Below are 22,344 nucleotides of genomic sequence, written 5' to 3' on the forward strand. Positions count from 1 at the left end.
TGAATTAAACAAACTTCACCATATGGTATTTTTTCTTACCGCGACGAACAATGCTGAATGCATCTTCTAAACGATCTTTACCGTCGATGACATATTCTAATTCAGTGACCTTTTCACCGTTAACGCTAATCGCACCATTCGTTACATCTTCACGAGCTTGACGTTTTGAAGGTGAAATACCAGCTTCCACTAATAGGTCCACAATATTTTTATCTTCTTTCGCCATTTCAATAGAAGGAACATCTTTAAACGCATCCTTCATTTCATCAGCAGAAAGTGCTTTTAAGTCACCAGAGAATAAAGCAGCTGTAATACGAATTGCTTGGTCTAATGCTTCTTGACCATGAATTAAGCGAGTCATTTCTTCAGCTAGCGCTTTTTGTGCCTTACGTAAATGTGGTTCCTCTTCTACAGATACTGCTAAAGCTTCAATTTCTTCACGAGAAAGGAATGTGAAGATTTTTAAGTATTTTACAACGTCAGCATCCGCAGCATTAATCCAGAATTGATAGAACTCGTATGGGGAAGTTTTCTTGCCATCTAACCATACAGCACCACCAGCTGTTTTACCAAATTTTGTACCATCTGCTTTCGTTACTAAAGGAATTGTTATACCAAAGGCTTTTGTCTCTTCCTCATGTGTTTTGCGAATAACTTCTAAACCAGTTGTAATATTCCCCCACTGATCAGAGCCACCTACTTGAATGCGACAGTTGTAATGGTTGTATAAGTGATTATAATCAATACCTTGAATTAACGTGTACGCAAACTCAGTAAATGAAATCCCTGTATCTAGGCGTGATGCAATTGTATCTTTTGCTAACATGTAGTTCACGTTAATTAATTTCCCATAATCACGTAAAAACTCAATCGTATTTATATTACCAATCCAGTCACGGTTATTAACTAACTGAGCACCATTACCATCTTCTGCAAAGTCAAAAATACGCTCTAATTGGCTACGGATACCTTGAACGTTTTTATCAATTTGCTCAACTGTTTGTAATTGGCGTTCTTCAGAGCGACCTGACGGATCTCCAATCATACCAGTCGCACCACCAACTAACAAAATTGGACGGTGACCCGCTTTTTGGAATCGACGTAGTGTTAAAAGTGGCACAATATGCCCAATATGCATGGAATCCGCAGTTGGATCAACACCACAGTATAAAGAGACAGATTGTTCATCTAATAATTTGGTCATACCTTCAGCATCTGTTTGTTGATATAACAATCCGCGCCATTCTAAGTCTTGTAATAATTCGTTCGTCATTTTTATTCCTCCTATGTGTTTAATAATTTCGTGTAGGGAGAAACAAAAAAGTCCCCACACGCAAAAACATTGCATGCAGGGACGTTAATCACTAACGCGGTACCACCCGGCTTGAAGATGTCATCCATCTTCCTCTTCATTCAACCGCCTTTATCGCAGGCGCGCACGTCTAAGCTCCAAGCACGTAATTCGTCTCTACATTATGACCAGCTTTCACCAACCGCCGGCTCTCTAAACAGGGAATATAGACACTACTGCAAGCTCTTCTTCACTAGAAAACTATAAGCATTATTTTATACGATTCTTTTTCATTGTCAATAACTATGTTCGAGCCAAAACAATATGTGCTATAATAAACAAGATTTTAGGAGGTCGATACATTGAAAGATTGGATTGAGAAAATCAATGCAAAGATCGAAGAATTATTAGTACGAAAATGGATGAAGAAATTACGCATTTCCGGAAGTGTTATCTGGAATTTATTTTTACTATTTTTAATCTTTGCATTGGTAGGCACTGTATTTGTCGGTTCAGTTGGTGCTGGCTATTTCGCTTCACTCGTAAAAGAAGAGCCGTTGCGCTCTAAAGATGAATTACGAACTCAAATTTTTAACTACGATTCAACTAGTGAGATTTATTTTGCCGACGATATTTATATCGGAAAATTACGTACAGATTTAGAACGTCGTGAAACATCACTAAATAATGTCTCACCAGATGTAGTTAATGCAGTATTAGCGACAGAGGATGAGTATTTCCGTGAACATAACGGAATAGTTCCGAAGGCCGTTATTCGCGGGCTTCTTCAAGACGTAACAAACTCTTCTACTCAAACAGGGGGTTCTACGCTAACACAGCAGCTTATTAAAAACCAAGTATTAACAAATGAAGTATCCTATGAACGGAAAGCAAAAGAGATTTTACTTGCTATGCGTTTAGAGCACTTTATGACAAAAGAAGAAATTTTAGAGGCCTATTTAAACATTATTCCATATGGTCGTAACTCTTCAGGTCGAAATATCGCTGGAGTTGAAACAGCTGCTGAAGGTATTTTCGGCGTAAAAGCGAAGGATTTAACGCTTCCACAAGCGGCGTACATAGCTGGTATTCCTCAAGCACCTTTTACTTACACACCTTTTACAAATACAGGCGTACTTAAAAGTGAAGAAGCTCTTCAACCTGGCATTGATCGCATGAAAACTGTTCTTTATCGTATGAAAGACGCAGGTTATATTAACGAAGCTCAGTATAACGAAGCGCTCGCTTATGACATCACTGCTGACTTCCGTGCACCAGAGATACACGCTGAGGATAGCTACCCATGGCTAACTTATGAGCTTGAAAGTCGCGCGAAAGAAATTATTGCTGAAAAATTAGCAAAAGAAGATGGTATTGATCCAGAACGCTTAAAGAATGAAAAAAAATTAAAAGATAAGTATATGATCCTAGCAGATCGCGATGTCCGTTCGAAAGGCTATCGTATTTATTCGACAATCGATAAGGATATGTACGATGCGATGCAAAAAGCAGCGGAAAACTTTAAATATTACGGTCATACGTATACAGCTAAAGAAAAGGACCCTACAACAGGTGAAGAAGTTGAAGTTCAGATGCCTGTACAGGTCGGAAGTATTTTAATTGAAAATAATACTGGACGTATTTTAAGCTTTGTCGGTGGTCGTGATTTTGAATTAAAAAGTTATAACTATGCTACACAGGCAAAACGCTCAAATGGCTCAACAATGAAGCCTTTACTCGTATATGCACCTGCAATAGAGTACGGTGTAATCGGTGCAGGTAGCCCATTAGTTGACGTAAAATTCTCTATTGGTGGTTGGAGTCCGAGCAACTATATTGCTAGCGATGAACGAGGGCTTATCCCTGCACGTGAGGCATTAGCGAGTTCACAAAACTTATCAGCTTTACGTCTATATTACGATATTCTTAACAAACGTCCTGCTGATTATTTAGTAAAAATGGGGATCACAACCTTACAGCCAGATGATTTTACAAACCTTTCAGCTGGGATTGGGGGAGTTCAAGAAGGTATTACTGTTGAAGAGAACACCAATGCCTACGCAACCTTTGCAAACGGTGGACAATTCATCGACGCTTATATGATTGATAGAATTGAAGACCAAGATGGAAATATTATTTATAAACACGAAGTTAAACCTGAACAAGTATTTAGTCCTGAAACTTCTTATATCGTTACAGATATGATGCGAGATGTGTTAACACAAGGAACGGGTACAGTTGCAAAAAATACACTAAAATTCTCTTCTGACTTCGCTGCTAAAACTGGTACATCACAAAACTATAAAGATGTTTGGTTAGTCGGCTATAACCCGAATGTCTCTCTTGGAGTATGGATGGGTTATGATCAAAATCAATCACTGTATGCATTTAACAATACGTATCAGCAACCTAGTGTGCGTATTAACAAGCTATGGGGAACATTGATGAATTCTGTGTATGATGTAGATCCGAAATTAATTGACCCTAATACTAGCTTTAAGGCACCTAAAAACGTTGTGACTGCATCATTCTGCGGTATTTCTGGTTTAGCGCCTTCTGCAGCATGTGCGAATGCTGGTCTCGTGCGCTCTGACTTGTTTAATGCGAAAGTATTTTTACCTTCGCGGCCAGATGATAGCTTAGCTTCTTCTAGTGTAGTTACGATTAAGGGTAAAACATACAATGCACTTCCTAGTACACCACGAGAATTTGTAAAAGCAGGCGGTGCAGGTATTAATCAGGCATTTATTAAACGAATGCTAGGTCCACTTGGCGGTAATCCGGCAAGCCTATTACCAAAAAATTCGTCATTATCGAATTCATCAGTATCAGCTGTTAATTTCCCAGCAGACCGTAATTCTCCTGGAGCAGTAAGTGCTTCGATTAATGGCAATACATTATCTTGGTCAGGCTCTTCAAATGATGTAGTCGGTTATCGGATCTATAACGTAACAAACGGTGGTAGAACACTTGTAGGATCAGTACCTGAATCATCACAAAGTATGAGGGTTGCAGGCGGGCAAGCCTATGCTGTTGTCGCTGTAGACATTACAGGTTTAACTTCACCGCAATCCAATGTCGTTTCTACTGGTGGAAGCGGAAGTAAAAAAGAACCTGAACAAAAAGACAAGGAAGAAAAGCTTCCACCAACAACTCCACCTACTGACGAAAATGATTCGGACAATAATGGTAACGGGTCAGAAAATGGCGATGGTTCTGGTGGTAATAATGGAGATGGCTCAAATACCGGCAATGGTTCCGGGAACAACGGAAATGGCTCCAATAACGGCAGTGGCTCCGGAAACAACGGAAGCGGCTCCAATAACGGCAGTGGCTCCGGAAACAACGGAAATGGCTCCAATAACGGCAGTGGCTCCGGGAACAACGGAAACGGCTCCAATAACGGCAGCGGCTCCGGGAATAACGGAAACGGCTCCAATAACGGCAGTGGCTCCGGAAATAACGGGAATGGCTCTAACGGAGGAAACAACGGAAATACAACTCAACCTCCTCCGCCACCAACCCAATAATAAATGGGCATACTACAATTACTTTTAAATTGTAGTATGCCTGTTTTTTTGTCATTATGAAGAGGAGACTACTAATTTGAAGGGGTGGGAAAAATATGAACATTTTAATTTTAGGAGGCACTCGATTTTTTGGTAAAAAGCTTGTTGAACTCTGTCTTCAAAATGGACATAGTGTAACTATTTTAACACGTGGTCAAAGTGGAAATCCTTTTGGCACAAAGGTGAAGCAACTAGTTGTTAATCGAGATGATGCAGTTGCGTTGTCACAGGCACTATCAAGTACAACGTGGGATATTGTCTATGATAATATTTGCTATTCTCCAAACGAGGCTCATCAAATCTGTGAAATTTTAGAAGGTAAAACGAAAAAGCTGGTTTTCACCTCTACTCTATCAACCTGCGAAATAGACGGCACTGTCAAAACAGAAGAAGATTTTAACCCCTATGATTATAAAGTTCAAATGGGCAACCGTGAAGATTTTTCATATGGTGAAGGAAAACGACAAGCGGAGGCAGTAATTTTCAAAGAGGCTACGTTCCCTGTTGTCGCAGTACGTTTCCCAATTGTTATGGGTGTGAACGACTATACACGCCGTTTACATTTTCACGTTGAACGAATTTTACAGGAACAGCCTATTTCATTCCCAAATATTGAAGCGAAAATGAGCTTTATTACGGATGACGAAGCAGCTGCATTTTTATATTTTGCTGGCATTACACCAATTGAAGGACCTTATAATGCAACAGCAACAGATGCAATTTCGTTAAAAGATTTGATGGGGCTTATTGAAGAAGCAAGCGGAAAGTATGCAAAAATTTCACTTGTAGGCGGCGACGAAAAGTCGCTGTCACCATACGGGATCCCAGCAGATTGGTATATGTCAACTACAAAGGCCGAAGCAGCAGGCTTTACATTTAGCCAGCTTCATGATTGGCTCCCTGCTCTAGTAAAAACATTAGTAAAAGAGCTGCAATAAAGTGAAACTCTAATCAGAGGGGGGTTTCTTCCCCCCCTCTGATTATTAGTCTTCACCAATCGGGCTTTTACGGGCAGTTACTCTCCCTACATCATTCTTTGCTTTAGCCTAAATTCGAGGTGAGAGCCTTGTACCTGACGCTTTGCTTTCGGTACAGATAAATTACTGCCCCTTTATGCGGGATAAGATTTTACTAAACTACCCAAAAGTTGCAGATGACATTTTTTTAAAACGTATTCTAAGTATATAAGTTGATCTTCGTTCTGGCTGGGCGACTCCTTGGGGATTAGCGTCACAGATGAGACCCTGGAGCGAGCATCGCGAGTGAAGCGGCTCATCGGACGCCCCAAGGAAGCTCTGCTCTGCGCGAAAGCGAAGCGTCAGCTACAAAGCGCCCAGCCGGAACGGAAATCAACCCCACGTCATGATGATAAATTAAGCATTAAAACAATCTGCTAGATTTCTTTAAAAGAAGTCTAGCAGATTCATTTTTTATCGTATTTAATTGTCCGGATACTATAGCAATATCGTTTTTAAAATCGCAATTGCTTCATCGATTTCTTCTTTTGACACGGTCAACGGAGGTAATAGACGTATAACATTCGGGCCTGCACCTACTAATAATAAACCCTTTTCCTCTGCAGTAGCTATATACGGAGCTACCTCAATATCGCCACAACCAATGCCAAGAAGTAAACCCTGACCCTGCACCGAATACGTAGACGGTAGACTCTCTTTCAACTGCTTAACAAAATACGTAGATAGCTCATGTACATTTTGTAAAAAGGCAGGTTCAAAGATATGATCAAGTACGGTTTCTGCGACACTCATCGCTAACGGATTCCCACCAAATGTTGTCCCATGTGTACCAGGACCAAATGTTTCATATAGCTCAGCTGTTCCAAGCATTGCACCGACAGGGAAACCACCACCTAGCCCCTTCGCCAATGTCACAATATTTGGTTTTAATACAGTTTGCTCATAAGCATATCTTGTTCCTGTTCGTCCAATACCGGTTTGAACCTCATCAATAATCAGTAAAATTCCTTTGTCTTCACAGGCTTTAGCTATTGCCGCTGCGAATTCTGGTGATACACTGTTAACACCGCCCTCACCTTGAATCATTTCCAACATAATAGCTGCGACAGAATCATCAATGGTCTCTTCAAGAGCTACCACATCATTAAATGGGAGAATCGTAAATTTTTCAACAAGTGGACCGAAGCCATTATGTATCTTGTCCTGACCTGTTGCGGACATCGCTCCAAAAGTTCGCCCATGGAAAGATTTTTCAAATGTAATCATATGATTTTTCCCCGTATGCTTACGCGCTAGCTTGATAGCCGCTTCGTTCGCTTCCGCACCGCTATTACAGAAAAATGCCTTAGAAAAATGTGTATTTGCTATTAATTTTTGCGCAACTTTCTCCTGACCAGGTATATCAAATAGATTGGAAATATGCCAAAGTTTTTCACTTTGATCATGAATAGCCTTCACAATCGCAGGATGTGCATGACCAAGACTCACTACAGCGATTCCACTTGTAAAATCTAAATATTTTTTCCCAGCAGAATCTTCTACTACAGTTCCTTGCCCTTTGACAATTTGGGCACGGCGTTTGCCATAGTTTCCAAATAAAGCACTCATTTTATCAACCCCTACTAATAGTTTGCATAGGCAAAAATCTTCAAACATCTTCTCTAAATAATACTGCTACCAGTAAATTATTAGAACGCTCCATCTTCACTATTATGAAGAATGACTTATACTGGTTGAGGCTAAAATCGTCGTACCTTCTAAGGAATCTCCTACAATTTGCACCGATGGAATACCTGCACTTAAGCATTCAAGAGCTCCTTGAACTTTAGGTATCATTCCACCATAAATATGGCCTTCCTCAATCCATTGATCAATTAAGGAAGACGTCGCTTCTGATTGATACTCATCATTAATTCGAATACCACTTACATCCGTTACAAGCAGTAGACTATCTGCATCTAAAGCTAGTGCTATTTCACTCGCTACCGTATCTCCATTAATGTTTAACGCCTGACCATATTCATCTGCACCAACACAAGCAATAACTGGTACAATACCCGCACTAATTAATGCTTCTAACAAAGATGTGTTGACAGCTTTTACTTCACCAACAAAACCGTATACATCTTTGTCTAGATAATCTGCTACGATTAACTGACCATCAAAGCCGTTTAAACCAATAGCTGCGATACCAGCTGTTGTTAATTCATGAACAAGGGCTGGATTGACCTTTCCTATTAACGTTGACTGAACTATAGCAACTGCAGCTTCGCTCGTTACACGAATACCATTTAATGCATGTGATTCTACCCCGCGCGCCGCAAGTTCACGGTTAATGGCTGGGCCACCACCATGGGTAATAATAAGCTCTACACCGCTCCCTTGGAGTTTTTTGAAATTCATAAAAAACGACTCGTTTAAGCCTTCTAGTGTACTACCACCAAGCTTAATGACCATACGTTTACGAGCGGTATGATGCATTGATTTGAACGTAGTCATAAGTTAGATCACATCCCCAAGCATGCCCCTTGCCCTCACCCATACCAAGTGACACATAGATTTTCACTTCATTCATTTTTAAAATTTGAATTAATTCATCTTCTGAGAATGGAACCGGCTCACCTTTTTCGACCATTGTTGCGCCACCAATTTGGATCGTAATTTTATCCGGATCAACTGTTGCACCACTGTAGCCTACTGCAGCAATAATACGGCCCCAGTTCGCATCACAGCCAAATACTGCCGTTTTCACAAGTGGAGAACCTACTACGGTTTTAGCAATTTTACGTGCCTCTTCATCCGAAATTGCCCCTACAACTTCAACCTCAATTAGCTTTGTTGCCCCCTCACCATCTTTGGCAATCATTTTTGCTAAATCTTGTGCTACTGTTTTCAATGTATAGTAGAAGTTTTGCCAATCTGGATGGGCAGGAGTTAAAGCTTCATTACCTGCTAAGCCGTTTGCCATTATAACTACTGTGTCATTTGTAGATGTATCGCCATCAACCGTAATTGCATTAAAAGTCATATTTGTAATATCAGATAATGCTAACTGTAAGACATCTGATTCAATATTTGCATCTGTCGTTATAAAACCTAGCATCGTTGCCATATTTGGTTCAATCATACCCGAACCTTTTGCAACCCCTGCGATAATAACCTCTTTACCATTAACAATCGTGCTATAACTTGTGTTTTTCATAACCGTATCTGTTGTCATAATCGCTTGTGCAAAATCAATAGCATTTTCTAAATTATCCATTGGCTCTAACTGATTTATCCCATTTGCCACTGGCTCCATATTCATAATTTCACCGATGACACCTGTTGAGCAAACCCCTACCAGATTCGCATCGATGCCGAGCTTTTCTGCCATAAGGGACTGCATTGTTAGCGCATCCTTCACACCTTGCTTTCCTGTACAAGCATTAGCATTTCCGGAATTAACAATCATCGCCTGCATTTTCTTCGTTGTGTACACAACCTCTTTCGTTACTTTTAAAGGTGCTGCCTGCACAGCGTTCGTTGTAAATACACCTGCAACACTTGCTGGTACTTCACTGAATAACACAGCTAAATCTTTTTTCTTATGTTTTAATCCACAATGTAAACCCGCAGCTTTAAAGCCCTTTGGTGAAACAATATTTTTACTTGATAATTTTTTCATAATATTTGTTGATGCTAGTAATGTCATAAATCGATTCCTCCTTAACGTGAAGTTCCTAACCTAGATTCATCATTTTCAATCGATGTTTGAATAAAGAACATTAAATAAAGAACGGTACGACATCCAGTCCTGTCGTTTGCGGTAAATCAAATTGAACGTTCATATTTTGAATGGCTTGCCCTGCAGCGCCTTTGACCAAATTATCGATGACGCCTACAATTGTGGCACGATTTGTACGGCTATCAACTTTCACGAAAATATCGCAATAGTTCGAACCTTTGACACGGTTTGTTCCTAGGCTATTGACATCTGTAACAATACGCACGAACGGATGCTTTTCATAAGTATTCTGTAAACAAGCTACTAACTGCTTCTCTGTGACACCAGGCATAACAGGCGCATATGAGGTCGATAAAATCCCTCTTGTCATTGGCACTAAATGAGTATTAAAAGAAATGGTTGTATCGACACCTGCAAACATAGCAATGGACTGTTCAATTTCTGGTATATGCTGATGTGTATTCGTTTTATAGATGGAGAAGCTTTCATTCGCCTCACTAAAATGCGTCGTTTGTGAAGGCTTATTGCCAGCTCCTGAAATCCCGCTTTTTGCATCAATCACTAAAAAGCTCGGATCAATCAATCGCTCTTTTAGCAACGGCAACAACGAAAGCAAAACCGCTGTTGGATAGCACCCAGGATTTGCGATAAGAGATGCATGTTGAACATGCTCTGCATTCCATTCAGTTAAGCCATAAACACTTTGTTGGATGATGTCCAATGGTGCCGCTTTTTTACCATACCAATTTTCATAGCTTGCTGGATCTTTTAAACGGAAGTCCCCGGACAAGTCTATTAACTTAGGACCTTTCCCTACCAATGGAGGTAATAGCTCACTTGTCACCCCAGAAGGCGTACTTGTAAAAACAACATCAAATTTCTCCAAAGCCTCATAATCAATTTTTTGTAATGGTGTATCGGCAATATGAACGAGATGACCAAACTTAGAAGAAAAAATGACACCTTCTTCTGAAGATGTGAATAAATCGATCCGCTCCACTGCTTTATGATTATGTAAAAATCGAATAAGTTCTAATCCACCATATCCGGTTGCACCTACAATTCCTACTTTCAATACACTCACCTCTGAAATAAGTTAAAATTAGTATACGTCTGCATAATTATTAAGTCAACTGAATTTTTATTTATTTATTTAATTTTCACAAACTTCATTTAATGAATGATTTTGAAAAAAGTTTGGATAACTAAACGCTATAAAACAAGGAGAATAATTCACCAATATCTCCGACTTTATAGTAATTACCCCATCAGTTAGTTGAGGTATTTAATGCTTTTTTCAGATGTGTTGATTAACCATTTTATCCACCCTAATTAAATTAGAAGGATCTGATTTCCGCTACGGGCTACTCGCTTTGTTGCTGTCGCTTCGCTTTCGCACAGATAAAACAATTTGTCGCTGACGCTTCGCTTTCGCATAGAGCAAGGCTTCCTGCGAGTGAGCGTCGAGTAGCCCTCGCTATAAGCTCTTCATCATTACATGTGGTTGATTTCTTTGATAGAAAGAGCTTGTTTTTCGATAAAAGCCCAAATAGTTTCGATAAAATGAGATTTTGTTTCGATAAAAGCTCAAAAAGTTTCGATAAAGAGCGATTTTGTTTCGTTAAATCTTCAAAGTATTCCTATAAAACGACGGAAGTAGCTTTAGCGATTCTGATTTGGGGCTCGACACTAAATAGCAACAAGAAAAACCCTTTCATCGCTCAATAATAAACCTATTTTTTCCTAATCAACACGCCTGTTCTTTTATCGATTCGCATGCTCCGATTGCGATTCGTGAGGCGGCGGATTTCCCCCTTGCACTTGGCCCAACGCCCACACCTAGTTGACAGACATGCCCAGCACATAAAAAAGCTGCCGCCTGCAAAAAACAGACAGCAGCTTCAAAAAGTTGCCTAACCTTTTTTTAAATATCCTTTACTAAGGGTACATTTTACCTTCTTGTAAGCGAAACTGGCGAAAAGTTGATTCAAGCTCCAATTTCAATCGGATTTCGTTAATCGAGATTTTCTCCGTTGGATGCAATCACTTTCTTGTACCAGTGAAAGCTCTTCTTTTTCATTCTCTTTAGCGATCCCTCGCCTTCATTATCTTTGTCAACATAAATATAGCCATACCTTTTTTTCATTTCACCCGTAGAAGCACTGACCAGATCGATCGGTCCCCAACTTGTATACCCGATTATCTCCACGCCATCCTTGATTGCTTCAGCCATTTCCGCAATGTGTTTTCTTAAGTAGTCAATTCGATAATCGTCATTAATTTCGCCTTCAGGAGTTACTTTATCGACAGCACCAAGACCATTTTCAACCACAAATAAAGGCTTTTGATAGCGATCGTATAACTGATTCGCTGTAATCCGGAAACCTTTAGGATCAATCGTCCAACCCCATTCCGACTTTTCTAAATACGGATTTTCAACAGAATCAAATATATTCCCACTTGTCGTATTTTTCAATACTTCAGGATCCGTGCTTGTTACCCTGGTTGCGTAATAGCTGAACCCGATGTAATCAACGGTATGATTTTTCAGAAGTTCTTCATCCTCTTTTTCCATTTCAATCGTCAAATCGTGATCTTTAAAAATGCGCTTTGCATAGCTTGGGTATTGGCCTCGTGATTGCACATCAATGAAGAAATAGGACTCACGGTCTTTTTCTATCGCACTCAAAACATCATTCGGATGACATGTATTTGGATAGAAAGATCCCGCTGCTAACATACAGCCGATTTTTGCATTCGGTATAATTTCATGACAAGCTTTAACAGCAAGTGCAGATGCGACAAGCTGATGATGTGCTGCTTGATATTGAATTTGTTGTTTATTCTCTCCCTCTTTAAAAACAAGACCAGCGCCTAAAAATGGTGCATGCAGAAGCATATTGATTTCATTAAATGTCATCCAGTACTTTACTTTATCCTTGTATCTAGTAAAAAGAGTTGTTGCGTACGTTTCAAAAAAATGGACCATTTTTCGATTTCGCCAACTGCCATACGTTTCGATCAAGTGAACAGGTACATCAAAATGAGCAATCGTCACGACGGGTTCAATTCCATGTTTTATAAGTTCGTCGAATAAATTATCATAAAACTGCAAGCCAGCCTCATTTGCTTGCTCCTCATCACCATTTGGGAAAATTCGTCCCCAAGCCACGGAAACACGTAGCGCTTTGAATCCCATTTCTGCAAACAAAGCAATATCCTCTTTAAAATGATGATAAAAATCGATCGCCTCATGGGAAGGGTAGTATTCTCCTTCGATTGGTTGAAAGGAATTGATTTGTCCAGTCATCACTTCCCAGCGTTTTTGGCCGGTCGGTAGCAAATCAACAATAGTTAATCCCTTTCCATCTTTAAAAGAAGCACCTTCAACCTGATTGGCAGCGATCGCACCGCCCCATAAAAAGTCTTTAGGAAATACTAAATTAGACATACTAAAACTCCTTTACAATAGTAGTAGAAGGGAAAACGTGCTTTATGAGTTCAACAACGCTTCCCTTCTTATTGATAAAACAGAGATCACTTACGACTAGATTTTAAAAGGATGTGCACTACCCCAATCCCTTCAAAATTGCGACATCTGTCGGTGGAGGCTTCCCCTCCGACTGAACACAAACTTATCACTTAAAGAAGTGGCAAACTACTGCCTGAAGTTACTCCCTCCAACTCGATTAAACGATCACCGACTTCAACATGCTTAACTTCCGTTATCACTAGATTGTAGTTATCCGAATTGGTCACAACGATTGGTGTTGTTACAACGTATCCCGCTGCCTTAATTGACGCAATCTCAAATTCAATCAGAAGCTGCCCTTTCTCTACCCGAGCACCTATTGCTGTATGAGCAGTGAAATATTTCCCATCAAGTTGAACAGTATTCATCCCTAGATGAATTAAAATTTCTACCCCTCGATCGGTTGTAATCCCAATCGCATGGTTTGTTGGAAAAAGCGCAGAAACCGTTCCGGAAATGGGTGAAAATAATTTCCCTTCTACAGGCTCAACGGCAACTCCTTTTCCGAGTGCACCTGATGCAAATGCTGCATCTTTCAGATCCGATATACTCATCAATTCACCTGTTAATGGACTCGCAATCACATCTTCAACAGGCATTTCAGGTTCTTCGCGGTCCGTATTTTGTGTTGCAGCTAGCGTATTTCCAGCAGCTTGCGCCGTTTTTGTTCCTCTTCCCATTCCAAATAAAAATGTCAGGATAAAAGCTAGTACAAAACCGACAAGAATCGCGATAATGGCGCCCGAAAATCCAGCAGTGAACCCGTTTTCCGGATCGATAAAGGTTGGAATACCAAAGACTCCTAGCCCCCCCATCATAAAACTACGAGTCCCCGACACTCCTAAGATTGCTCCTCCGACAGCCGCAGCAACACAACTCATAATAAACGGTTTTTTCAATGGAAGGGTCACGCCATAAATCGCAGGCTCGGTGACGCCGAAAATACCTGAAATAAACGCTGGAATACTAAGAGTTTTCAACTTTTGCTGTTTCGTTTTAATCCACACTGCCAGAACAGCTCCGATTTGTGCGAATGAAGCCGCAAATGTCAATGCTAAAATTGGATCTGAGCCTAAAACCGAAATATTGTTTATCGCAACTGGAACTAAACCCCAGTGCAGACCGAAAATAACAAACACTTGCCACAAACCACCTAGAAAAGCTCCGGCCACTAATGGGCTTAGTTCATAAATCCAAATTGTTCCTTGTCCTAAAAGTTGACCAGCCCATGTTGCAATAGGTCCAATAACGAGGAAGGTAATCGGTACAACAACAAGTAATGTAAAGAAAGGTACCAAGAACAATTTCACAACATCAGGAATTATTTTTTTAAACCCATTCGCTACCTTGGCCCCAAAATAAGCGGCAAGAATGATCGGAATAACAGACGATGCATAAGACATTAAAACAACTGGAATGCCTAAAAATGTGATATAAATAGGTGATTCAATGATCGTGCCCGCAAACAATGTATACAGAGGTTCACCAGCTGTTAGATCGGACAATGCTGGAGACAGCTTTGGATAAACCAACGCGGCTCCGATGGCCATCCCGATAAAAATATTTCCCCCGAATTTCTTACTAGCTGTGTAACCGAGGAAGATTGGGAAAAAATAAAATAACGAATCACCAATCGCGTGTATGATTTGATAAGTCCCTGACGTATTGCTTAACCACCCCAATGTTACAAACAGAGCATTAAACCCTTTAATCATCCCAGTTGCCGCTAAAACACCAAGAATCGGCGTAAAGATACTCGAAACGACGTCGATAAATTGGGTCAATAATCCTTCTTTCTTTTTTTCAACATCTTCTACAGACGCTTCTGTATGAAAACCACCAACCTCGACAACTGCTTTATAGACATCTGGTACATGATTTCCGATGACCACTTGATACTGACCACCACTTTTCATGACCGTAACGATGCCATCCATATTCTTTAGGACATCGGTCTGTGCCTTTCCTTCATCCTTTAACTTAAAACGCAAACGAGTAACACAATGAACAACGCTGATCACGTTTTCCTTACCGCCAACATTTTCAATAATATCTTTTGCCAATTGTTCATACTTCAATTGATTCCACCTCCACTTTCTATCCTTTTTTACAAATGAACACAGACATCCATAAAAACCTACTTAAGCTAGGTATGTTAAACCAGATAAAACTCCCCTACATTAGGAATATTAAATCGAAAAGTCGTTCGCTTTTTGAAAAAGAGCGAGTCCGGCAAGCCGGGTTCAAAACAGCATCCTAATTTATTGATAACGCTTTCTCGATAATGGCTAAAAGCTTACCACCTCCTTTAAGGTGAGTCGTCGACACACAATGAGCACTCCTAAATCAGCAACCATTTTGCTAGTGAGAAAACATCCACAACGAGTGATGGTGATTTTTTCAAATAAAAAACCTGATTCGACTTGAATACAAAGCACAATTCATACATCGTGCCGTTCAAATCAAATCAGGTTATGCCCAAAGATGGTAACATTCCTTCAAAAGATATTTAATTTTGCCCTGCTTCAATATAGCTTAAGTCGTTGACTTTATCTAGCGTATACTTTCCATCTTTGTATTTCACTGTACAAACACTAGCGTTTTTCAAACCGCCTTCAGGAATCTTATAATCATCAAACAATGTAGCTAACAATGCAGAGATACTTAATCCATGAGAAGTGATCAATACATTTCCTGTCCCTTCATTCTTCATCTCTTTTTCAACGATGTCTTCAATAACTGCTTTAAGTCTGGTTGTAATCGTCTTATAGTCCTCTGCTGGCCAGTTGATTTTTGCTTCTTCAACATTTTTAGCATCTAATTTTGCTACACTATTAGCAAATGATTCAGGTGTCATATTTTTCATGAACTCTTCTAATGTAACACCTTGATCATCGGCAATATCCTGCCACATCGTATGATTCAAATCACCTTCATACGTACCAAAGTTGAATTCTCTTAATCGCTCATCTGTAATAACTTTTAAATCAGATGATTTTTCATTTTCCTTCAGGATCAGATTGGCTGTCTGGATAGCTCTACCACTGTCACTGCTGTAAACATTTTGAAATTCAACATCCTTTAATCCAACCCCCGCAGCGGTTACAACTTCTTCTCCTGCTTTCGTCAATACTGCATCTGACCAGCCTTGAACTCGATCAGTTGTGTTCAGCATCGTTTTACCATGACGTACGATATACAACGTCAATTCTTCTGGTGTCTTTTTAGCTGTTGCAGCATCGTCTTTTTTCCTGTTGCCAGTACTACACCCTGCAACTACTAATAAACCTACCATTAAAACCCCTAATATTTTTGCTAATCTTTTCATCTTTTCCCCCCTTTTTTTATGTGTTCGTTAAATCTTCCCCATTTGTAGCGATTACTTTTTTATACCAGTCAAATGATTTTTTCTTCGAGCGTTTCAATGTCCCATTGCCTTCATTGTCGCGATCGACATAGATAAAGCTATACTGTTTTTTCATTTCTCCAGTTCCCGCTTGAAGTGATGGAGATTTTTTCAACAAAAAAACCTGATTCGACTTGGAACAAGACACAATTCACACATTGTGCCGTTCAAAGCAAATCAGGTTATGCCCAAAGATGGTAACATTCCTTCAAAAGGTATTTAATTTTCCTTAGATTATTCACCAACATATACAAAATTCCATAGAAAAACTAACCTATCAGCTTTTCTGTTGAATTAACTTTTTTGCTTAAAATACAAAGAAATCTATTTCTGTTAAGGTTATCACGTTGAAACAAACACCAAAGAAAAGAATTCTTATATTGACTACTTTATCGCAAGTACCCTTATATTTCATTCGTTTTATTAAATTAACCCAAGTTGCTTAACAGGGTTCTCATGCCTTAAATATGTTGATTGATTAGAGGAAGTATTTTCTCTACTTTAGTAATAGTTACTTTTTTCATAGTATCTTCTTCCCTTATTAGTTGTTTTTTAATAGATTGATAATTATCTTGTAATCACAATATCCCAAATTGATATAAAAGTCAAATTTTTCAGTATTTTTTAAAAATCTTACGTTTTTATTCAGATGAACCAGCTAATTCGTGTATCGGTTGATGATACGATGAATGTGCAATGTTAAATAAGTTATTTCTTCGTTCGATATAACCCAACCATACGTATTCTCCAAATAGACCATAATCTTTTGACTGCAGTGAAAGGCCGTTGAATATTTCTTCTTTACTTGTTTATAAAGGAATGGGTCATTTCTTTTGACCTCTTTCTCTTTCTCTTTCTCTTTCCGAATAAACCGGATTGCAGTGAAACGAAGATGTGTTAAGAAACGATCATGGTTAATTGAGCTTTCATCTAATTCCATCCGGAAATGATATTTAACAATATTCAAAATATTATTAACGATTTCAGTAACTCGCACAGCTGCTGCCATATCTTCACTGAATAGTTGACTGTTCACTAAATGCAAGGCAATCGAAGCGGCCTCATCTTCCCCAAGTCGGATTCCTGTATCACTTTCAATAATATCTAAGGATTTTAAGGCAATTTGAAATTCCTGCTTATAATATTTTCGAATTTCCCATAACAACACGTTCTTTAAATAAATCCCTTGTTTGTGTCTGCTGATTGCGAAGCTTAAGTGATCGGTTAATGCAACATATAAATATTCATCCAATTTGCTTGAAAGTTCGGATTGGGCATAGTCAAAAATTTTTGAAGAAATATTCACGTATAGTTCAGAAGTATCTTTCAATAAAATAGAAAGCTTCTCAGAGATCTCATGGTTCTCCAATACAAAGGTCTTTTCAATTTTGGAAGCATCAATCGTCTCTCCAATTTTCTTCTGAAAAGCCAATCCCTTCCCCATAACTACAATTTCCTGATTTAATTTAGTAGTCGTCACAACGACATTATTGTTTAAAATCTTTTTGATATTCATTTAGACTCCCCCTTTACGAGTTGTTTGCAAATAAAAATAACGATTACAAAAAAATCTAAATGTGGATTTAAGAATAGCCTTTTAGCGATTCGATTACAAACGTAGATCTTGCCTGCCAAACAGGAACAACATATGCATTCACCTGTAAGCGTTTTCTTTTTGTTATCTTAACAAATTATAATCGTTTTTGGTAAGAACAATATACATTTTGAGTTTTACAAAATGTATAAAACAAACATGAGAAGACGCTGACAAAAGAAGATCAAAAAAATATTTTTTATTACCTTCTACGTTGACAAGGCGAGAATCGTAATTAGTTTTCTTCTTGAGTAAGTCTATAGATTTCACGAGCCACTGATTCTAAAATATAAATAACGGGTACCTGTGTCGTAACATCGGCGTTTTCAAACCGTTCCTCTGTTACATAATAAGGAATATTTATATCAGAGATTTTCGCAATGGTCGAATGTTTACTATTGGTAATACTAATAATCTTACTTCCTTCTTGTTTCAACTGATTAATATGAGTGACCGTAAAATCATTTTCTCCTCTGACGGATAAAGCGATTGTTACGCTATTTGAGTTGGCTTGAATACGAAAGAACGGATCTTTTATATACACAGAAAATTTACCTAAGCTTGAGAAATATCGTGCTCCGTATTCAGCTAGAATACCAGAACCTCCGATTCCAATAAAAATGACATGATCTGATTCTGACACAACACGAGCAGCTTCCCTAATATTTTCTTCTAGATTTCCTGTTAACGTCCTCTCGAAAAATTCCATTACAGAATGCCCGGAGCCTTTTAACTGAATCGCTTTATTTTCTTCTAAATGCCATTTAAGTTTCACTTTAAATTCTGAGAAGCCTTCACAATTTACTTTTCGACAAAAACGTAAAATCGTAGCGGTTGATACATGAGTTTCATCTGCAAGTTCACGTATCCGCATATAGATCACTTTTTCGCCGTTTTGACAAATATAGTTGTAGATAGATGTCTCTAACTCATTGAATGATGCAATCACCTCAATTGTAAACATGTCTAAATGATTCTCCTTTCCTTATAAAATGAGGAGACAACCAGTACAATACTTTGAACGCATCGTACCATATCTTTTCAATAAAACACAACGTTACATCGTTGTAACAAATATGTTCTTTTGTTATAAAAAACTAAATGCTCTTTCCCTCTTCACCATCTTACTGAGTCGAGTTTACAATCAAATCAGAAAGTGAGAATACGTCACTTTGTAATTCCCTTAAGCGTTAAGAAAATACACGATTGCTAGGTTTGCTAAATTATACGGAGGTGCTTAGACGATGACAAAAGGGATTAAAATTGCAACAATTGGCGGAGGATCAAGTTATACTCCTGAATTAGTGGAGGGTTTCATTAAACGCTATGATGAATTACCTCTAAAGGAACTATGGTTAGTCGATGTAGAAGCTGGAAAAGAAAAGTTAGAGATCGTTGGAGGGCTTGCTAAGCGCATGATCGAAAAAGCAGGACTTCCTATCGAAGTGCACTTAACGTTTGACCGAAGAGCTGCTTTAAAAAATGCGGATTTTGTGACGACTCAATTTCGTGTAGGACTGCTAGATGCTCGTGCAAAAGATGAAAGAATTCCATTAAAATACGGAGTCCTTGGTCAGGAAACAAATGGACCAGGCGGTTTATTTAAAGGATTGCGTACAATTCCAGTTATTTTAGATATTTGTAAGGACATGGAAGAGCTCTGTCCAGATGCATGGTTAATCAATTTTACAAATCCTGCTGGCATGGTAACAGAAGCCGTATTGCGTTACTCTAACATTAAAAAAGTTGTCGGCTTATGTAATGTACCAATCGCAATGGAAATGGGGATTGCTAAGTTACTAGATGTAGACCATTCTCGCATCCGTATTGACTTTGCAGGTCTTAATCATATGGTTTATGGATTGGACGTTTATGTGGACGGGGTAAGCGTTAAAGATCAAGTCATTGATCTGTTAATGGACCCTAATAATAGCAGCTTTGTAAAAAATATCGAAAACTTAGATTGGGAACCAGAGTTCATTAAAGCTCTTAATGTTCTACCTTGCCCTTACCATAGGTATTACTACAAAACGAGAGATATGGTAGAAAAAGAAATTGAAAACGCTAAAAAAGAAGGAACTCGTGCCGAGGTCGTTCAAAAGTTAGAAACCGAATTATTTGAACTATATAAAGATCCGAACCTTGCGATTAAACCACCTCAATTAGAACAACGTGGTGGCGCGCATTACTCGGATGCAGCCGTTCGCTTAATTACGTCTATCTATACAGACAAAAGAGACATTCAACCAGTTAACACACGAAATAATGGGGCAATCGCCAGTATTCCAAATGACTCGGCAGTAGAAGTGAGTTGTATTATTACAAAAGACGGTCCTAAACCAATTGTGATGGGAGATCTTCCTGTACAAGTTCGTGGGTTAGTCCAACAAATCAAGTCATTCGAAAGAGTAGCAGCGGAAGCCGCAGTAACAGGGGACTACAATAAAGCAGTTCTTGCGTTAACGATCAACCCACTGTCTCCTTCTGACACCATTGCCAAAGAAATTGTAGATGAGATGTTAGAAGCACATAAAGAGTTTTTACCTCAGTTTTTCCAAAATGTTACATCCTAAAAATACACCAGTAAACGTTGACACTGGAATAATCCGATGATTGCCAAAAGGGCTTGGGAATGAAAAATTCCTAAGCCCTTTCGAGTTGTTCAATTTTATTCGTGTAAAAAGCTTTTGGTTTTCTCGTCATGTTCCTAGCAGAGGCTAATCCCATTTTTGCTACTCGTTCCTACTGTCAAGAGTAAAGTGGACTTGTACCACTGAGTTATCACATACGCCAAGCTCATACCAAAAACCAGTAAAAGGAAATAACACTTCTACTGGCATTTAACGGTGATTGGATTCAATTTAATTTCAAACGTCATTTTTGCAGTCGTTTCTCCAACAGAGCTTGTTGCTTTTCAAAACCTGGTTTTCCAAGCAAAGCGAACAAATTTGTCTTATACGCTTCAACTCCAGGTTGATCGAATGGGTTAACCCCTAACAAATAGCTACTCATAGCGCATGCCAGTTCAAAAAAATACACCAAATACCCAAAATGATATTCGTTCAATTCAGGAATTGTAATAAGCAAATTAGGAACGCCTCCATCAGTATGGGCGAGCATCGTTCCTTGAACAGCTTTATTATTGACAAAATCAATCGTTTTCCCTGCTAAATAGTTGAGATCATCCAAATCTGTAGCTGCCGCTTCAATTGTCAATTCTTCGCGAGCTTTTTTCACATTCAATACCGTTTCAAATAAGTTGCGACGCCCCTCTTGAACATACTGTCCCACGGAATGTAAATCGGTCGAGAAATTAGCCGAAGCTGGAAACAATCCTTTACCATCTTTTCCTTGACTCTCTCCAAAAAGTTGTTTCCACCATTCCGCTACAAAATGCAACGAAGGCTCGTAATTGACAAGCACCTCTGTCGTCATCCCTTTATCGTATAAAATGTTCCTCACAACAGCGTATTGATACGCTTGGTTCGTGACAAGAGAAGGATCATTAAAATCGTTTTGAGCAGCAAGAGCCCCATCCATCATTGATTGAATAGACAGTCCACTGACTGCGATCGGTAAAAGGCCAACAGCGGTCAGTACAGAAAAACGCCCACCTACGTCATCTGGGATAACAAAACACTCATATCCTTCGGTCATCGCGAGTGTTTTAAGAGCCCCTTTCATTTTATCGGTTGTTACATAAATTCGTGATCGTGCTTCTTCTTTTCCATACTTCTCTTCCAGGAATTTTTTTAAAATACGAAAAGCAATCGCTGGCTCTGTAGTTGTTCCTGACTTTGAAATGACATTGACAGAGACATCCTTCCCTTGGAGTAAGGAAAGCAGATCGCTTATATACGTAGAGCTAATATTGTTGCCAACAAAAAACACTTGCGGTCTTTTTCGTTGTTTAGACGATTGTATATTATAAAAGGAATGATTTAGTGCCTCGATCGCGGCTCTTGCCCCTACATAAGAACCACCTATCCCGATGACAAGTAGGACATCGCTATCAGCCATTATTTTTCGAGCAGTCGCTTGAATTCGTGAAAACTCCTCTTGATCATACTTCTGTGGTAGATCAAGCCAACCTAGATATTCGCTGCCTGCTCCTTTTCGACTATGTAATGAATGATGCGCCGATGTAATAAAATCTTGCTTGTACTCCATTTCATGTTGCCCCATAAATCTCAACGTTTGATCGTACTGAAAACAAATTTTTTCCATCTTAAAAGCCTCCTTCATACC

General features: G+C 39.1%; 15 protein-coding genes, 1 pseudogene and 1 other annotated feature. Of the genes and pseudogenes, 4 read left to right on the forward strand and 12 right to left on the reverse strand.

From position 1 onward, the window contains the following. Nucleotides 1–4 precede the first annotated feature (4 nt). A complete protein-coding gene (tyrS, locus tag QUF91_RS21070) occupies nucleotides 5–1,273 on the reverse strand; it encodes a tyrosine--tRNA ligase (RefSeq protein ID WP_285395404.1) in 1,269 nt (422 codons plus the stop codon). Between the two features lie 74 nt (nucleotides 1,274–1,347). Beyond that, nucleotides 1,348–1,551 (reverse strand) — a binding site (T-box leader). 102 nt (nucleotides 1,552–1,653) lie between these two features. Here tyrS and QUF91_RS21075 point away from each other — a divergent pair. The 3 genes from QUF91_RS21075 (at nucleotide 1,654) to QUF91_RS21085 (ending at nucleotide 6,257) form a co-directional block, all read left to right on the forward strand. Then, nucleotides 1,654–4,821: a transglycosylase domain-containing protein gene (locus QUF91_RS21075; protein WP_289419241.1), complete on the forward strand. Its 3,168-nt coding sequence runs from the start codon at nucleotides 1,654–1,656 to the stop codon at nucleotides 4,819–4,821. A 95-nt stretch (nucleotides 4,822–4,916) separates the two neighbouring features. Next, entirely contained in the window at nucleotides 4,917–5,798 is an 882-nt protein-coding gene (locus QUF91_RS21080) for an NAD-dependent epimerase/dehydratase family protein (RefSeq protein WP_289419242.1), read from the forward strand. Nucleotides 5,799–6,077: 279 nt separating this feature from the next. Beyond that, nucleotides 6,078–6,257, forward strand: coding sequence for a hypothetical protein (locus tag QUF91_RS21085; protein ID WP_289419243.1), 180 nt, complete (start codon nucleotides 6,078–6,080; stop codon nucleotides 6,255–6,257). A gap of 57 nt (nucleotides 6,258–6,314) precedes the next feature. On the opposite strand, the gene QUF91_RS21090 is transcribed toward QUF91_RS21085, so the two are convergent. From QUF91_RS21090 to QUF91_RS21135, 10 genes and pseudogenes are all read right to left on the reverse strand, one after another. Next, nucleotides 6,315–7,445, reverse strand: coding sequence for an acetylornithine transaminase (locus tag QUF91_RS21090; RefSeq protein WP_289419244.1), 1,131 nt, complete (start codon nucleotides 7,443–7,445; stop codon nucleotides 6,315–6,317). A 102-nt stretch (nucleotides 7,446–7,547) separates the two neighbouring features. Further along, nucleotides 7,548–8,336 carry an acetylglutamate kinase gene (gene argB, locus QUF91_RS21095; RefSeq protein ID WP_289419245.1) on the reverse strand — a complete coding sequence of 263 codons (789 nt, stop codon included), beginning with the start codon at nucleotides 8,334–8,336 and terminating at the stop codon, nucleotides 7,548–7,550. Continuing rightward, entirely contained in the window at nucleotides 8,299–9,531 is a 1,233-nt protein-coding gene (gene argJ, locus QUF91_RS21100) for a bifunctional glutamate N-acetyltransferase/amino-acid acetyltransferase ArgJ (RefSeq protein ID WP_289419246.1), read from the reverse strand. The genes argB and argJ overlap by 38 nt, the downstream gene beginning before the upstream one ends. 73 nt (nucleotides 9,532–9,604) lie before the next feature. Then, nucleotides 9,605–10,639, reverse strand: coding sequence for an N-acetyl-gamma-glutamyl-phosphate reductase (argC, locus tag QUF91_RS21105; RefSeq protein WP_285395397.1), 1,035 nt, complete (start codon nucleotides 10,637–10,639; stop codon nucleotides 9,605–9,607). 939 nt (nucleotides 10,640–11,578) lie between these two features. Further along, on the reverse strand, nucleotides 11,579–13,015 hold the full coding sequence (locus QUF91_RS21110; protein ID WP_289419247.1) for a 6-phospho-beta-glucosidase: 1,437 nt from the start codon (nucleotides 13,013–13,015) through the stop codon (nucleotides 11,579–11,581). A 191-nt stretch (nucleotides 13,016–13,206) separates the two neighbouring features. Beyond that, nucleotides 13,207–15,174 carry a beta-glucoside-specific PTS transporter subunit IIABC gene (locus tag QUF91_RS21115; protein WP_289419248.1) on the reverse strand — a complete coding sequence of 656 codons (1,968 nt, stop codon included), beginning with the start codon at nucleotides 15,172–15,174 and terminating at the stop codon, nucleotides 13,207–13,209. Between the two features lie 431 nt (nucleotides 15,175–15,605). Next, nucleotides 15,606–16,424 carry a histidine phosphatase family protein gene (locus QUF91_RS21120; RefSeq protein WP_289419249.1) on the reverse strand — a complete coding sequence of 273 codons (819 nt, stop codon included), beginning with the start codon at nucleotides 16,422–16,424 and terminating at the stop codon, nucleotides 15,606–15,608. Between the two features lie 16 nt (nucleotides 16,425–16,440). Beyond that, nucleotides 16,441–16,599, reverse strand: a pseudogene (locus QUF91_RS21125) (family 1 glycosylhydrolase); the annotation flags it as partial. Nucleotides 16,600–17,160: 561 nt separating this feature from the next. Then, nucleotides 17,161–18,018 (reverse strand): BglG family transcription antiterminator LicT, encoded by an 858-nt coding sequence (gene licT / locus QUF91_RS21130; protein ID WP_289419250.1) that lies wholly within the window; start codon nucleotides 18,016–18,018, stop codon nucleotides 17,161–17,163. A 313-nt stretch (nucleotides 18,019–18,331) separates the two neighbouring features. Further along, a complete protein-coding gene (locus tag QUF91_RS21135; RefSeq protein WP_289419251.1) occupies nucleotides 18,332–19,060 on the reverse strand; it encodes a MurR/RpiR family transcriptional regulator in 729 nt (242 codons plus the stop codon). A 280-nt stretch (nucleotides 19,061–19,340) separates the two neighbouring features. On the opposite strand from QUF91_RS21135, the gene QUF91_RS21140 reads away from it, so the two are divergent. Further along, entirely contained in the window at nucleotides 19,341–20,669 is a 1,329-nt protein-coding gene (locus QUF91_RS21140; RefSeq protein ID WP_289419252.1) for a 6-phospho-beta-glucosidase, read from the forward strand. Nucleotides 20,670–20,970: 301 nt separating this feature from the next. Here QUF91_RS21140 and QUF91_RS21145 read toward each other — a convergent pair whose 3' ends face one another. Further along, nucleotides 20,971–22,323, reverse strand: a complete 1,353-nt coding sequence (locus QUF91_RS21145; protein ID WP_285395390.1) for a glucose-6-phosphate isomerase — start codon at nucleotides 22,321–22,323, stop codon at nucleotides 20,971–20,973. Between the last annotated feature and the right edge of the window lie 21 nt (nucleotides 22,324–22,344).

Source organism: Lysinibacillus sp. G4S2 (assembly GCF_030348505.1).
GTDB lineage: Bacteria > Bacillota > Bacilli > Bacillales_A > Planococcaceae > Lysinibacillus.

Excerpts from the sequence above, each read along its gene's own strand:
- licT (WP_289419250.1), bottom strand. The coding sequence starts at position 18,018 with ATGAATATCAAAAAGATTTTAAACAATAATGTCGTTGTGACGACTACT.
- argJ (WP_289419246.1), bottom strand. The coding sequence starts at position 9,531 with ATGACATTACTAGCATCAACAAATATTATGAAAAAATTATCAAGTAAA.
- QUF91_RS21080 (WP_289419242.1), top strand. The coding sequence starts at position 4,917 with ATGAACATTTTAATTTTAGGAGGCACTCGATTTTTTGGTAAAAAGCTT.
- argB (WP_289419245.1), bottom strand. The coding sequence starts at position 8,336 with ATGACTACGTTCAAATCAATGCATCATACCGCTCGTAAACGTATGGTC.
- QUF91_RS21120 (WP_289419249.1), bottom strand. The coding sequence starts at position 16,424 with ATGAAAAGATTAGCAAAAATATTAGGGGTTTTAATGGTAGGTTTATTA.
- QUF91_RS21140 (WP_289419252.1), top strand. The coding sequence starts at position 19,341 with ATGACAAAAGGGATTAAAATTGCAACAATTGGCGGAGGATCAAGTTAT.
- QUF91_RS21110 (WP_289419247.1), bottom strand. The coding sequence starts at position 13,015 with ATGTCTAATTTAGTATTTCCTAAAGACTTTTTATGGGGCGGTGCGATC.
- QUF91_RS21135 (WP_289419251.1), bottom strand. The coding sequence starts at position 19,060 with ATGTTTACAATTGAGGTGATTGCATCATTCAATGAGTTAGAGACATCT.
- QUF91_RS21090 (WP_289419244.1), bottom strand. The coding sequence starts at position 7,445 with ATGAGTGCTTTATTTGGAAACTATGGCAAACGCCGTGCCCAAATTGTC.
- tyrS (WP_285395404.1), bottom strand. The coding sequence starts at position 1,273 with ATGACGAACGAATTATTACAAGACTTAGAATGGCGCGGATTGTTATAT.
- QUF91_RS21145 (WP_285395390.1), bottom strand. The coding sequence starts at position 22,323 with ATGGAAAAAATTTGTTTTCAGTACGATCAAACGTTGAGATTTATGGGG.